13 protein-coding genes are annotated in these 14205 nt (G+C 74.6%); 11 read left to right on the top strand and 2 right to left on the bottom strand.

The window, feature by feature from the left end:
• Positions 1-18 precede the first annotated feature (18 nt).
• Both ETD83_RS31455 and ETD83_RS31460 read right to left on the bottom strand, forming a co-directional pair.
• On the bottom strand, positions 19-4308 hold the full coding sequence (locus ETD83_RS31455; RefSeq protein WP_138648842.1) for an FtsK/SpoIIIE domain-containing protein: 4290 nt from the start codon (positions 4306-4308) through the stop codon (positions 19-21).
• A gap of 39 nt (positions 4309-4347) precedes the next feature.
• Complete coding sequence (locus ETD83_RS31460) at positions 4348-5289, bottom strand: NAD-dependent epimerase/dehydratase family protein (RefSeq protein ID WP_138648843.1); 942 nt, start codon at positions 5287-5289, stop codon at positions 4348-4350.
• Positions 5290-5413: 124 nt separating this feature from the next.
• Between ETD83_RS31460 and ETD83_RS31465 the strand changes: the two genes are divergently transcribed.
• The 11 genes from ETD83_RS31465 to ETD83_RS31515 all read left to right on the top strand — a co-directional run.
• Entirely contained in the window at positions 5414-6130 is a 717-nt protein-coding gene (locus tag ETD83_RS31465) for a TetR/AcrR family transcriptional regulator (protein ID WP_138648844.1), read from the top strand.
• Positions 6131-6447: 317 nt separating this feature from the next.
• Complete coding sequence (locus tag ETD83_RS31470) at positions 6448-7362, top strand: CpaB family protein (RefSeq protein ID WP_138648845.1); 915 nt, start codon at positions 6448-6450, stop codon at positions 7360-7362.
• Between the two features lie 2 nt (positions 7363-7364).
• Complete coding sequence (locus tag ETD83_RS31475; protein ID WP_138648846.1) at positions 7365-8279, top strand: hypothetical protein; 915 nt, start codon at positions 7365-7367, stop codon at positions 8277-8279.
• Entirely contained in the window at positions 8280-9578 is a 1299-nt protein-coding gene (locus tag ETD83_RS31480; RefSeq protein ID WP_138648847.1) for a CpaF family protein, read from the top strand.
• Positions 9578-10573: a type II secretion system F family protein gene (locus ETD83_RS31485; protein WP_138648848.1), complete on the top strand. Its 996-nt coding sequence runs from the start codon at positions 9578-9580 to the stop codon at positions 10571-10573. Before ETD83_RS31480 ends, ETD83_RS31485 begins: the two co-directional genes overlap by 1 nt.
• Entirely contained in the window at positions 10570-11496 is a 927-nt protein-coding gene (locus ETD83_RS31490) for a type II secretion system F family protein (protein ID WP_230421318.1), read from the top strand. Before ETD83_RS31485 ends, ETD83_RS31490 begins: the two co-directional genes overlap by 4 nt.
• 60 nt (positions 11497-11556) lie before the next feature.
• Positions 11557-11778 (top strand): Flp family type IVb pilin, encoded by a 222-nt coding sequence (locus ETD83_RS31495; protein ID WP_131964367.1) that lies wholly within the window; start codon positions 11557-11559, stop codon positions 11776-11778.
• 35 nt (positions 11779-11813) lie between these two features.
• A complete protein-coding gene (locus ETD83_RS31500; protein ID WP_138648849.1) occupies positions 11814-12206 on the top strand; it encodes a TadE/TadG family type IV pilus assembly protein in 393 nt (130 codons plus the stop codon).
• The gene (locus tag ETD83_RS31505) at positions 12203-12634 is read left to right on the top strand and encodes a TadE/TadG family type IV pilus assembly protein (RefSeq protein WP_230421319.1); all 432 of its coding nucleotides are present in this window, start codon (positions 12203-12205) and stop codon (positions 12632-12634) included. The genes ETD83_RS31500 and ETD83_RS31505 overlap by 4 nt, the downstream gene beginning before the upstream one ends.
• Positions 12631-13113: a TadE/TadG family type IV pilus assembly protein gene (locus ETD83_RS31510; RefSeq protein ID WP_138648850.1), complete on the top strand. Its 483-nt coding sequence runs from the start codon at positions 12631-12633 to the stop codon at positions 13111-13113. Before ETD83_RS31505 ends, ETD83_RS31510 begins: the two co-directional genes overlap by 4 nt.
• A 175-nt stretch (positions 13114-13288) precedes the next feature.
• Positions 13289-14205, top strand: a 917-nt coding sequence (locus ETD83_RS31515; protein ID WP_407921533.1) for a LysM peptidoglycan-binding domain-containing protein, incomplete at its 3' end; no start/stop codon positions are given.

A 14205-nucleotide genomic window follows, 5' to 3' on the forward strand; every position in this document is an offset into this window, starting at 1 on the left:
CATCGGGCCCGTGCGCGATCAGTCCGTGCCGGCCGGGGGCGGGAGGGCCACCTGCACCTGGGTGGTGGTGCCCGCGGCGACGAACAGGCCGCGGCCGGTGGGGCCGCCGAGCGGGGCGTTGCGGGGGAGGCGCAGGCCGAAGAGGTCGCCGTCGCCCGGGGACTCGACCGACAGCAGCACGCCGGACCGGGAACGGCGGGCCTCCGAGAGGAAACCGCGGTGGCCGTGGCCCAGGTCGGCGGTGGCTCCGCCGATGACGACGGCGTGCGCGCCGTCGCGGGCGGTGCGGAGGACGTGGCGGAGGGCGTCGTCGAGGCCGGTCCGGTCGAGGAGTTCGGCGTCGTCGACGACCACGGCGTAGCGGTGCTCGTCGCCGATGGCGGCGACCAGGTCGCCCGCTTCGGCACCGGACGTCAGCAGGCCGAGGACGCCCGGGTGACCGGACAGCAGGCGCAGCGGCGACCGGCGGGGCGTGACCAGCACGACGGGGACGAGGCCGCCGCCGACCGCGGGGTCGAGGAGCGAGTGGACGATCGTCCGGAGCGTGGTGGAGCGGCCGGAGCGGGGCGGCCCCGCGACGGTGAAGCCCGGCCCGTCGTTGAGCAGGTCCACGCCCACGGGCGCGAGGGTGTCGCCGCCGACGCCGACCAGCGCCCACAGCGCGGACGGCGCGAGGAACTCGCGGTCCAGCGACATCGCCTCGCGGTAGGTGACGCGGTCGGGCAGCTCGTCCACGCGCAGGGGGCGACGGCGGCGGGGCAGGCGCCCGTAGCGGGACACGCAGGTCCGGGCGATCTCCTGGAGGGCGGCGGCCTGCCCGGCGCCGGACGGGTCGTCCCCCAGCAGCGCGATCTGCGACTCGTGCGGCGCGGCGCCCGGTACGGCCGGTTCGAGGGCGCGGCCGGGCGGCATCGCCCCGGGGACCTGCCTGTCCTGGAGGCCGCCGTAGCCGTAGTCGTCCGGGTCGTCCATGCGGAGGAGGAGGCGGCGGCCGAACGCGCTGGAGATCTGCCCGCCGAGGCCGGAGCGGTCGCCGGTGACCACGGCGCGCAGGCCCACGGCGGCGCCCTCGTCCAGGAGCGCGATCACTTGGTCGACCAGGCGGCCCTGGTCGTAGTGCTCGAACGCGCCGAGGAACCCCTCCCAGCCGTCGAGCAGCAGCACCATCCAGGGGAGGCGGTCGGTGGCGGCGACGGAGGCGCGCTGCTCGGCGAGGGACGCGAAGCCCGCCTCGGCGAGGACGTTCCGGCGGCGCGCCGCCTCGGCGGTGAGCGCGGTGAGGAGCCGTTCGCAGCGGTCGAGCCGGTCGCGGGCGATGACCGCGCCGCAGTGCGGGAGCGAGGTCAGCGGGAGCAGCGCGTTCGCGCCGCAGTCGATGGCGTACAGGTGCGCGTCGTAGGGGGAGCAGGCGGCGGCGAGGGACCCGGCGATGGTCCGCAGGGCGGTGGAGCGGCCCGACCGGGCCGACCCGGCGATGTACAGGTGGCCGCCGGACGCGAGGTCCAGGGCCAGGTCCTCGCGGGACTGGACGGCGGGCAGGTCGGTCACGCCGAACGGGATCGGCGGGACGTCCACGACGGAGCCGCCCGCGGCGTTCCGGGGCGTCAGCGTGAACCGCTCCGGCAGCGGGTTCAGCCACGGCGACGGCTCCCGCAGGATGCCCGCGCGGCGGGCGGCCTCGTCGATCGCCTGGACGAGCACGCCGAGGTCGGTGGCGTCGTCGTCCTCGCCCGGGAGGGCCTTGCGGGGGTCGGGCAGCGGATGCCCGAGGCTCTGCCAGGGGAGCGGGACGACGGTGGCCCCGCGTCCGGTGGTCCCGGCCCCGGGACGGCGGCCCCCGACCCGCGCCACCTGCACGGCCAGCGGCGGCGACTCGCCGGAGCGGACGTAGCAGCGCCCGGGGGTGGACTTGGAGATCCGCGCCGCCTCCGGTGAACCGAGGACCTCGGTGGACTCGTCCGGGCCGGTGAGGCGCAGCGCGATCCGCAGATCGGCATCGGCGAGGATTCCGGCGGCCTCGGCGGGACGGCGGGTGGCGAGCACCAGATGGACGCCGAGCGGGCGCCCGCGCCGGCCGATGTCCACCAGACCGGTCACGAAACCGGGCACCTCGGCTGCCATGGCGGCGAACTCGTCCACGACCAGCACGAGACGCGGTACGGACGGCAGGTCGGGCCTTCCGGGACGCAGCCCGTCGTAGCCGTCGATGTCCTTGGCGCCCGCGTCGAGGAGGACCTCCTCCCGCCGCCGGAGTTCCGCCGCGAGCGACTCCAGGGTGCGTTCGGCGGTGTGCCCGTCCAGGCCGGTGACCACGCCGATCGTGTGGGGGAGGCGGGCGCACTCCCTGAACCGCGCGCCGCCGCCCTCGGAGCCGATCAGGACGAACGCCATCTCGTCGGGCCGGTTCGCGGCGGCGAGGGAGGCGATGAGCGTCCGCAGCAGCTCGGACGTGCCCGCGCCGGTGGTCCCCGCGACGAGGGCGTGCGGCCCGTCCGCGCGCAGGTCGATCTCGTACGGCCGGCGTGAGGGGCCGGCGCCGATGGGGACGCGTGCCGTCCGGCCTCCGGTGCGCGTCCACGACCGGAGGATGTGGTCGGCGGTGGGCTCCGGCATGTCGAGGACGTCCAGGAGCCGCACCCTGGCCGGAACGGGGTCCGCGGCGACCTCGCGCGGCACGTCCCGGACGGGGGCCAGCGCACGCGCCACCCGGTCGGTCCAGGTGGGAGAGACCTGGTCGGCCAGGACGGGGAAGTCGTATCCCGGGCCCCGGAGGCGGACCGTCGCGGGGTGCTGCGGGTCCCCCACGGCGGCGGCGCGGCACTCCTCGGGGAGCAGGCGCTCCTCGTCGTCCACGCAGATCGCGTACAGGCCGTGCTCGGCGCCGCGCGCCAGGAGCATCGGCATCCCCGGGATGCGGCGCAGCGTGCGGGCCCCGTCCAGCACGAGCAGGATGTCGTAAGGGACCGGTTCCGCCTGGTCGGCGGCGCGGCGGCGTTCGGTGAGGCGGATCGCCAGTTCGGTGACGCGGTGCGCGGACGACTCGGGATCGGTGCCGACGAGGGCGACGCAGTCCTCGCCCTCGCGGGGCGAGCAGTGCGGGAGCCACCGCACCCAGTTCCACTCGTCCCCGGCGTCCGGGTCGGCGGACAGGACGACGATGGCCAGGTCGCGGGGGCTGTGCAGCGCGGCGGCCTGCGCGACCATCCACCGCGCCAGCGCGCGGGACGCGCGGCGCGAACCCGACACCCCGACGACGCCCAGCTCGGCCAGCGGCATCGTGACCGGCACCATGCGGGCGGCCACGGACGGGAGCCGTGCCGCATCACCAGCGAGATCGCCGGTGAGCTCGATTCGGGCGGGCAGGTCGGCGAGGCCGATCCGCAGCCGCAGGACGTCGGGGTCGCCGCGGCGGCGTTCCCACAGCCGCCGCCGGGGCCCGGTCGCGGTGAGCAGCACCTCGGCCGGGTCGGGGTGCAGGGCGCGCCGTTCGGCCTCGTCCTCGCGGCGCAGCCGGTCCAGCTCGGCGTCGAACTCGGCGGACCGCCGCTCGAACTCCTTCAGCGACCTGCGCCCGAACACCCGGAGCCGGTCGAGCGGCCCCTGCTCGGGCGGCGGCGGGACCGCCAGCCTCCTGACCTGGTGCGCGGGCCGCGGACGGGGCGGCCGGTCGAACGCGAGACCGCCCTCCGGCAGGGGCTCCAGGTGCGCGTCGGGCGCGCCGCTCGGCCCGAGCGCGAGGACGCTGGAGCCCACCCGCAGCAGGCCGCCCGCCGGCCACATCGCCTTCGCGGCCAGCGGCGCCCCGTCGAGGGCGGCGGCGCCCCGCATCGTCAGCTCGGACGCCTCGACCTGAACGGCCTCCCGCCCCACCGTGAGCCGCAGCGACCGCGCGGGCACGGACGGATCGTCCAGGACCACGTCCACGTCCCGGCCGGACCCGATCGTGCTGACCCCGAGGCCGAGCCGGTGCACCGATCCGGCCGCCGGGCCGCCGACGACGCGCACCTCGACCAGCCCGGTCGGCTCGGCGAGGACGGTGGCGGCCGCGCCGCGCCGCTCCACCGCGACGACGGCGCCGTCCCGCAGCTCCTTGACGGCGAGGGCCTCCGGGTCGAGCATCCGCCCGTCCATCCACAGGGCCCGCCATGGACGTCCCGCCCGTTCGCCGGGGTTCGCCGAGCGCGGGGCCCGGCCGTCGAAAAGGGCGGTGAGCGACTGGGCGACGCCGTCCACCGTGGCTTCGTCGCCGACGTCCATCACGACATCGCGCGGCCCTCCGCCGGTGAGTGCCGTGAACGAGATCCGCATCCGAGCCACCCTCCGACGCCCTCAGGACAAGGGCTCAGCTTAATTACTCGCGGGCGCCTGCTCCCGGTGGGCGGCGATGATCGTCTTGAGGGCGTCGTCCAGCGGGGTGGGCGCCATCCCGAACGTGGACTCGAAAGCCGAGGAGTCCAGGACGTACGGCTTGTCGAACTGGTACCGCGTCTCCCGCAGCTCCTTGATCAGCGGCGAGAACAGCCCGATCGCGTTGAAGACGGGCCGCGGCAGCCCCGAGACGCGCGGTGCCGGAGCTCCGGCGATCTCGCACAGCCGCTCGGCGACGTCGAGCGTGGCGACGGCGGGGCCGGTCGGGACGTGCCAGGCCCGCCCCAGCGCGCGCTCGTCCGTCCCGGCGATGGCGAGGGCCTCGGCGACGTCCGGCAGGTACGTCCAGGCGTGCGGGACGGACGGGTCGCTGAGGAACGACACGCGCTTGCCCGCCAGCAGCGGCTTCACGAACCGGACCTCCCCGATGTACGCCTGGTCGGTGCTTCCCGGCCCGTAGTAGTCGGAGCCGCGCAGCTCGGTCATCCGGATGCGGCCCTCCTGGTGCGCGGCGAGCGCGTCGCGCCACATCCTGGCGCGCACCCGGCCCTTGGTGCCGGTCGCGGCGAGCGGCAGGTCCTCGGTCATCGGACCGTCCACCGGCCCGTAGACGTACAGGTTGCTCAGCGTCACCAGGACGGCCCCGGTGGCCTCGGCGGTGCCCAGGAAGGACGCCGCCATCGGCGGCCAGTCCTGCGTCCAGCGGATATAGCGCGGGTTGACGCAGTTGTAGAGCGCTTCGGCGTTCTTGGCTACCTCGGTCAGCCGGGCCTGGTCGGCGACGTCGGCGGCCACCTTCTCGACGCCGTCCGGCCCCGAGCCGGACCGGGTCACGACGACGACGTCATGCCCGCGCTCGACGAGCCGTCCGGCCAGGTGGGCCCCGACCTGCCCCGCTCCGACGATCACATGCTTGCCCATGGTTCTCTCCTTCTCGCCGGCACCGTGTTAGGTGCTCCGTTACGAGAGCAATGCTCTCTCTGGAGAGCGGTGGTGTCAAGAGCAGTGCTCTCGTTTTGGTGCGACGCTCTGCTAGCATCGGGGCATGAGCGCGGTTCGTACGGCACGGGAACGGGTGAGGGCGGAGCTGATCCGCGAGATCACGCAGACCGCCAGGCGGCATCTGGCCACCGAGGGCGCGGCGGGGCTGTCGCTGCGCGCGGTCGCCCGCGAGCTGGGCATGGTGTCCTCGGCGATCTACCGGTACGTCCCGAGCCGCGACGACCTGCTCACCATGCTGATCATCGACGGGTACAACGCGGTCGGCGAGGCGGTCGAGCGCGCCGACGCCCGCTGCGCGAAGGGCGGCGCCGACGACTTCGCCGGACGCTGGCTCGCCGTGTGCCGGGCCGTCCGGGAGTGGGCGCTGGCGCACCCGCACGAGTACGCCCTGCTGTACGGGTCGCCCGTCCCCGGCTACAAGGCGCCGGACGACACCGTCGCCGCCGCCGTCCGCGACACGGTCGTCTTCGCCCGCATCGTCACCGAGGCGCACGCCGCCGGGGCCATCGACCCGGACGGGCCGTTCCCGCCGGCACCGCTCTCGATCGCGGGCGACCTGGGCCGGGTGCGCGCCATCGTCGACATGGACGTCCCCGATGACGTGATCGCACGCGCCCTCACGGCATGGGCCGGCCTGTACGGGACGGTCGGGTTCGAGGTGTTCGGCCAATACGACAACGTGATCGGCGAATCGGCACGGGCCGGCTACTTCGACCACACCATGGCGCTGCTGGGACGACTGATCGGCCTGAAACCCTGAGCCGCGGGCCGCGTCCAGGGCGGGCCGCATGGTGGTCAGTGACGGATGTGACTGATGGTAAAAACCCAAGTGACCTACGATTTCGCAGGTCAACGCACCCAGGCCCGAGATGGGACGGCACGCGTTCACCGAATCCATTGACGTGACCTTGCCGCCCCCGCAAGCATGGATCGCTCGGTGACGCGGAGACCCCGTGAGACGGGGTCTGCGGGAGGGCGAGAGGGAGCGCGTGGAGGCCCGATGACCGCAGCGAAGCGAGGATCTTCGGGCCGACCTTCCGGGAGCCCGGGGGTCGCCCCCCAGAAGGGCAGGGCGCGATGAAGTCCAACCAGGCGACCATCTCCGGCGGGGCGGCGGGGCTCGGCGGTACCGGGCTCGGCACGTCCGGCGGGCAGCGGCTCCCCTCGTCCCCGCGCGAACGCAAACCGGCCCTGGCGGCGCTCGCGCTGCTGCTCATCCTGGGCGGCGCCCTCGCCAGCGCGTACCTCGTGATGGCGAGCGGCGAGCGCGTGTCGGCGATCCGGATCGCCCAGCCGGTCGCGGCCGGGCAGCCGATCCCGGCGAGCGCGCTCGAAGAGGTCCAGGTCGGCGACACGGGCATCCAGTACCTCGCCTGGTCTGAGCGGGCCAAGGTGACCCGCCACATCGCGGCCGTCCCGCTGGTCAGGGGCGCGCTGCTGACCAACTCCATGATCAGCCCGGCGGACGCCCCGTCGAGCGGGCGCCTGATCGTCGGGCTCGCGCTGAAACCCGGCCAGTTCCCGTCCGGCGCCGACGTCGGGCTCAGCGTCGGCAGGCACGTCATGCTCTACGCGGTCGGCGGCGCGACGAACGGGGGGCCGCGTCCCGGAACGGTCCTGTCCCAGGACGCGATCGTGGTCGGCATGAGCGGTGACGACGGCGGGAGCGGCGGCCTCGGCGGCACCCGGTTGCGCTCCGAGCAGACCACCGTGAGCGTCGCCGTCCCGCCCGCGGACGCGCCGCTGGTCACGCAGGCCGCCTCCGCCGGGACGATCGCGGTCGCGCTGATCCCCGCCGGGACGAACGCCGCCCCGCCGCCCGCCACGCCCGGGAAGCCCGGCGACCAGCAGCAGACCCCGCCCGCGGGCGGCAACCAGAACCCGGGCGGCACCCCCGGCGGGCAGAACCCCGGCGGGAGTCAGGGCCCTGGCGGCACCGTGCCGATCCCGGGGAACAGCGGCGCGCCGCCCGCAGGCACGGGCGGTAACTGACGGTGGCTCTCATCGCGCTCGCTGCCGACAAGGGGGCGCCGGGCGTCACGACGGCCGCCGTCGCCCTCGGCGCCGTGTGGCCGCGCCCCGTGCTGGTCGCGGAGTGCGACCAGGCGGGCGGCGACCTCGTGTACCGGCTGCCCGCCGCGGCCCCGGACGACGGGGACGGCGACGGCGGGATGCTCAACCCGTCCCGCGGGCTGCTCAGCCTCGCCGCCACCGCCCGCCGCGGCCTGCGGCCCGACCAGATCGCCGAGCACTGCCAGCGGCTCGTCGGCGGCCTCGACGTGCTCGTCGGGATCACCAACGCCGAGCAGGCGCAGGCGATGACGTGGCTGTGGGGCCCGCTCGGCCGCGCGTTCGCCGGTCTCGCGCCCGTCGACGTGATCGCCGACTGCGGGCGGCTCGGCGCGGACACGCCGCTGCTCGGCCTGATGCACGAGGCCGACCTCGTCGTGCTGCTCACCCGCGCCACCCTGGAGCAGGTCGCGCACCTGCGCGAACGCGTCGCGGCGCTGACGGCGGAGATGCGCGGCGGCCCGCCCGTCGGCGTGCTCGTCCTCGCCGACCCGCGCGACTTCCGCGGCTCGATCGCCGAGGTCGACCGCATCCTCGCCAGCGCGAGGGGCCGCGGCCACGCCCCGGATCCGGCGCAGGGCCCGCCGCCGCCGGACGTGACCGTCCTCGGCGGCCTGGCCCTTGACCCGAAGGGCGCCGAGCTCCTCTCCGGGCGTTGGGGCGGGCGCCTGGACCGTTCGCTGCTGATCCGCTCCGCCCGCGAGGTCGCGGGCGACCTCGTCGGGCGCCTCCCGTCGGGCCGGCCGCTCGCGCTGCCGCCGCCGTCCGCGCAGCCTTCCTCACCCGCGCCCGCGGCACCGCCCGCGCAGTCACCGGCACCGGCGGAAGGGAGGCGCTAGATGGACCACGGGCTCGTCAAACGCCTCCGCCAGGAGGTCGGCGACCGGCTGGCGCAGCAGCGCAGGCTGGACGCGGCGAACGGGCTGCAGCCGATGTCCGGCGAGGACGAGCGGCAGTTCGCCCGCGCGCTCATCGGCCAGGTGCTGGAGGAGTTCGCGCGCGGCGAGATCACGTCCGGGCGCCGTCCGCCGAACGCCGAAGAGGAGGAGGCGCTCGCCGCCGGGGTGCACGCGGCGCTGTTCGGCGTCGGCCGGCTCCAGCCCCTGCTGGAGGACCCGGAGATCGAGAACATCGACGTCAACGGCTGCGACCGCGTGTTCATCGGCTACGCCGACGGGCGCGAGGTGATGGGCGAGCCGGTCGCGGAGAGCGACGAGGAGCTGGTCGAGCTGATCCAGATCCTCGCCGCGTACAGCGGGCTGTCGTCGCGCCCGTTCGACACCGCGAACCCGCAGCTCGACCTGCGGCTGCCGGACGGCTCCCGGCTCTCGGCGATCATGGACGTGACCGTCCGCCCGGCACTGTCGATCCGGCGCGCCCGGCTCGGCAAGGTGTTCCTCGCCGACCTCGTCGGCAACGGCACGTTCTCGCAGGAGATCGGGCTGTTCTTCCGCGCCGCCGTGCTCGCCCGCAAGAACATCATGATCGCCGGGGCGACGAACGCGGGGAAGACGACGCTGCTGCGCGCCGTCGCGAACGAGATCCCGGCGCACGAGCGGCTCATCACCGTCGAGCGGGCCCTGGAGCTCGGCCTGGACGCCTTCCCCGAGCTGCACCCGAACTGCGTCGCGTTCGAGCAGCGGCTGCCGAACTCCGAGGGGCAGGGCGCGATCACGATGGCGGAGCTGGTCCGCCGGTCGCTGCGCATGAACCCGTCCCGCGTGATCGTCGGGGAGGTGCTCGGCGACGAGATCGTCACGATGCTGAACGCGATGACGCAGGGCAACGACGGGTCGCTGTCGACGATCCACGCGAACTCGTCCGTCGAGGTCTTCAACCGCATCGCCACGTACGCGATCCAGTCGGACGAGCGCCTGCCGGTCGAGGCGACCCACATGCTGATCGCGGGCGCGATCGACTTCGTCGTGTTCATCGAGAAGCGCAACGAGTACTCCTCCGGCGGGCGGCTGCGCCGCTACGTGTCCAGCGTCCGGGAGGTCACCGGCGTGGACGGGCGGGTCCTGTCGTCGGAGGTGTTCGCGCTCGGGTCCGCCGGGTACGCCGTCCCGGCCGCGCCGATCTCGTGCGTCGACGAACTCGCCCAGTACGGCTACGACCCGTCCGCCGGAGGCTGGTGATGTACGCGCCGGACGTTCTCCTCGCCATCGTCGCGGGCGCGGCGGCGGGCGGCGGGCTGATCCTGCTGGTCGCCGCGCTGCGCGGGCTGCCGGTGCGGTCCGGGCCCGTTCGCGGGCGCAGCCGCGAGGACCTCGTCCGGACGCTCACGACCCGCAGCGCCGTCGCCGTCATCGTCGGCATGGCCGTGCTGATCGTGACGCGCTGGCCGATCGCCGCCGCCGGGACCGCCGCGCTCGTGCTCGCCTGGAGCGGCCTCGCGGGCGGCGCCGCCGAGGAGCGCAAGTCCATGGCACGCCTGGAGGGCCTCGCCGCCTGGACGGAGTCGCTCCGCGACACCATCGCCGGGGCCGTCGGCCTCGAACAGGCCATCCCCGCCTCGCAGCGCGCCGCCGCGCCCGCGCTGCAGCAGCCGCTCCGCAACCTCGTCGACCGGCTGCACACCCGCGTCCCGATGCCGGAGGCGCTGCGCCGGTTCGCCGACGACCTGGACGACCCGTCCGCCGACCTGGTGATCGCCGCGCTGATCCTGAACGCCAAGCTCCGCGGCCCCGGCCTGCGCGACATGCTGAGCGCGCTCGCGAACTCGGCCCGCGCCGAGCTGGACATGCGGCGCCGCGTCGAGGCCGACCGGCGGTCCACCCGGCGCAGCGTCCGGATCGTCGTCGCCGTGTCCGTCGGGACCGCCCTCGCCCTGGCCGTGTTCAACCACTCGTACGTCGAGCCGTACGACGATCTCCTCGGGCAGCTCGTCCTGTGCATCGTCGTCGCCCTGTACGGCGCCGCGTTCCTGTGGCTGCGGCGGCTGTCGAAGTACGAGCTGCCGGGACGGTTCCTCAGCGAGCCGCGCAAGACCGTCCAGCCGGGCGTGCCGGACGAGGTGCCGAGCACGGTCGCGGGCTGGCAGGGCGACGGCCCCGGCCCGCAAGAGCTTCCGCCGCGCGGACGGCACACCCCATCGAAGGCGGGGGACGCGGGAGGCGGTGGCGCGCCGTGAACGGGCTGAACGCGGCGATGATCGCGGGCGCGGTCATCGGGCTCGGCCTGTACGTCCTCGTCCGGGCGCTGTTCCCGCAGCGGCCCGGCCTCGCCGCCCGGATGGCCGCGCTCGACGCCACCCGCCGCCGCGACCTGGAGGAGCAGCAGGCCGGACGGCTCTCCCCGACGCTCGACAAGGTCGGCGGCGTCCGCGCCAGGATCGGACGGGAGCTGGCGCGGGTCTGCGAGGCGCGCGGCTGGCGGCTGCGCGGCGTCCGCGCCGACCTCGCCATCACCGAGCGGTCCCTGGAGGGCTTCCTCGCGACGAAGTTCCTGCTCCCCGCAGGCGCGCTGCTGTTCATCCCGCTGATCGTCGCGTACTTCACGCTGCTCGGGCTCGGCTCGTCCGTCGCCGTCCCGGTCTGGATCTGCGTGCTGTTCGCCGCGATCTTCTTCTTCTTTCCCGACCTGCAGCTCCGGCAGGAGGCGCAGGCCCGCAGGCAGGACTTCCGGCACGTCGTCGGCGCGTTCCTCGACCTGGTCTCGATGAACCTCGCCGGTGGACGCGGCGTCCCCGAGGCGCTGATGACCGCGTCGAACATCGGGGAGGGCTGGGCGATGCACCGCATCCGCGACGCCCTGTCCAACGCCCGTATCACCGGGCAGACGCCGTGGCAGTCGCTCGGCCGGCTCGGCGAGGAGCTCGACATCACCGAGCTGCGCGACCTCGCCGGGGCGCTCGCGCTCGTCGCCGACGACGGCGCGCAGATCCGCAAGTCGCTCGCCGCCCGCGCCGCCTCGATGCGCAGCCGCGAGCTGTCGGAGCTGGAGGGCAAGGCGGGCGAGCGGTCCCAGTCGATGCTGGTCGCGCAGCTGTTCCTGTGCGCCGGATTCCTGATCTTCCTGGCCTACCCGGCCCTGATCCGGGTGCTCGCCTCATGACGCCGCCCGCTCCCGACCCTGCAGCCGACACCGCCCAGACGGCCCACTGGAGGTCCCACGATGAGTCAGCACAACCCTTTCAACGATCCGTTCGTCGCCTATCTGCGCGCCATGGCGAGCGCGCGGCTCGCCCGGCTCCGCTCCGAGGAGGAGCGCAGCAAGGGCGCGTCCGCCATCGAGTGGGCGATCATCACCGCGATCCTGGCGCTGCTCGCCATCACGATCGGCGCGGTCATCACCAAGAAGGTCACGGACAAGGCCAACACGATCAACACCGGCTGACGCGCCTGCTCCGCTCCGACAGCGGGGTGTCGTCGATGGAGTGGGCGCTGCTCACCCCCGTCCTCATCCTGTTGATGCTGGTCGTCGTGCAGTTCGCCATGGTGTTCCACGCCCGCCATGTCGCGCTCGCGGCGGCGCAGTCGGGCGCCCGCGTCGCGCGGACCTCCCCCGTCGGCGGCGGCTGGGAGGGCTCCGCCGCCGCGAAGGCCGCGGGCGACGCGCGCGCCATCGGCCCCGAGCTGCTGGACGGCCTCGACGTCCGGACGGGCGAGGCCGGGGACGAGCGCTGGGTCGAGGTCAGCGGGACCGCGGTGTCGGTCATCCCGTTCATGAAGTTCCACGTCACGCAGCGCTCGCAGGGACCGATCGAATGCTTCCGCCCCGACGTCGGCGACGGCACCGCGTGCGAGCAGGGGGCCGGGCCGTGAGACTCCCGGACCGCGGATCGATGTCCCTGGAGATGGTGCTGGTCACCCCCATCTTCGTCGCGTTCCTGCTCTTCCTCGCCGCCGCCGGCCGGATGGTGGACGCGCAGAGCCAGGTGGACGGCGCCGCACGGGACGCGGTGCGCGCGGCGTCCATCGCCCGCAGCGCCCCGTCCGCGCAGGCGTTCGCCGCCGAGACCGCCGCCGCCGGGCTCAGGAACAGCAGATGGTGCGCCGGCGGGCCGAGCGTGGTGACCGACGTGTCCGACTGGCGGCCCGGCGGCCGCGTCGGCGTGACGATCACCTGCGACGTCGACCTCGGCGACCTCTCGTTCATCGGGCTGCCCGGCACCAAACGCCTCCAGGGCGACGCGGTCGCCCCCATCGACACGTTCACGTTCCGGGGCACCGACACCGGAGACGGCGAATGAGACGGCTCATCACGCGCTTCCGCCGACCCGCGCGTTTCAGTCGACCCGCCGAGCGGGACCGGGGGACGATCGCGCTGTACACGGTGCTGTTCACACCCATCGTCCTCCTCCTCGCCGGGCTGCTGGTGGACGGCGGCCTCGCCATCCACGCACGCCAGCGCGCCGCGGACATGGCCGAGCAGGCCGCCCGCGCCGGCGCCGACCAGATCGACACCGACGAGCTCCGGCGGACGGGCGAACCCGTCCTCGATCCCGGCCGGGCCCGTGCCGCCGCGTGCGACCTGCTCGCCGCCTACCGCGACGAGGTCACCGCCTCCCAGTGCGACGCCGACGAGGAGGAGGTGGCCGTGACCGTCCAGATCACCGTCCGGCCGCAGCTTCTCGGGATCATCCCCGGCTTCAGCGAGTTCCAGATGACGTCAGGCGCGACCGCGCATCCGGTCACCGGAGGCCCAGGCCCGGGAGGGATCGAACCGTGAGCGGCGGCCGAAACAGTCTTACGATGAGTGCGACGTCCAAGCGCACGGCAGGCGGCGACCGGCGAACGGCAGGGGCGCGATGGTGACAGGACAAGGGCAGCGGCCCCCAGCCGGTGCCGGGGGGTCGTCCTCCCACAGGAGACCGGTCCGGGTCCGGCGGCGCAGCGCGGGCGAGGTGCTCGCCGGGATCTGCGCCCTCGCCGCGCTGACGGTGCTGATGGCGGGCGTCCCGTTCGCGCTGCTGACCCTGTTCGGGTCGCCGCTGCCGGACGACATGCCGGGGGCGTCCGACCTGACGGACAGGGTTGGGCCCGGCGCGCTCATCGGCATCCTGGTCGCGCTGGTGTGGCTCGCGTGGGTCCAGCTCGCGGTGTGCGTGGTCGTCGAGGTGTACGCGGGCGTCCGCGGCGTCGGCGTCCCGGCGCGGGTGCCGCTGGCGGGCGGGACGCAGTCGCTGGTGCACCGTCTCGTCGTGGCCGCGCTGCTGCTGTTCTCCGCCACGTCGGTGATCGTGCCCGCGTTCTCGCACGGCGGCCTGTCGCAGCGGCCCCCGGCGCAGACGCAGGCGCAGGAGTACGCCCCGGCCGCGGCCCCGGCCTCGGCCGTGCCGCAGCGGACGGTCGTCACCGACCCGGCCGAGACGTCCGTCACCGACAGCCTGATCGACGAGTCGGCCACCACCAAGATCTACCGGGTGCAGCCGCCGGAGGGACGCCACCACGAGAGCCTCTGGGAGATCGCCGAGAAGTGCCTGGGCGAGGGCCGCCGGTACAAGGAGATCTTCGCGCTCAACAAGAACCACATCCAGCCGGACGGGACGCGGCTCACCATCGCCAGCCTGATCCGTCCGGGCTGGGTCCTGGAGATGCCGGCGGACGCCAAGGGCGCCAAGGTCATCCCGGCCAAGGACCTCAAGGACTACTACCGGTACGGCCACGCCGTCCCCGACAAGCCCGACAAGCCCGAGAAGCCGGAGCGGCCCGTCCAGCGGGAGAAGCCCGCGCAACCGGAGACGCCCGAGAAGCCGGAGAAGCCGGAGAAGCCCGCGCAGCCGGAGCAGCCGCGCGAGTCGGCCCCGGCCACCCCGACACC

Origin of the sequence: Actinomadura soli (assembly GCF_005889715.1) — a bacterium.
In the GTDB taxonomy this organism is placed as follows: Bacteria; Actinomycetota; Actinomycetes; order Streptosporangiales; family Streptosporangiaceae; genus Spirillospora; species Spirillospora soli.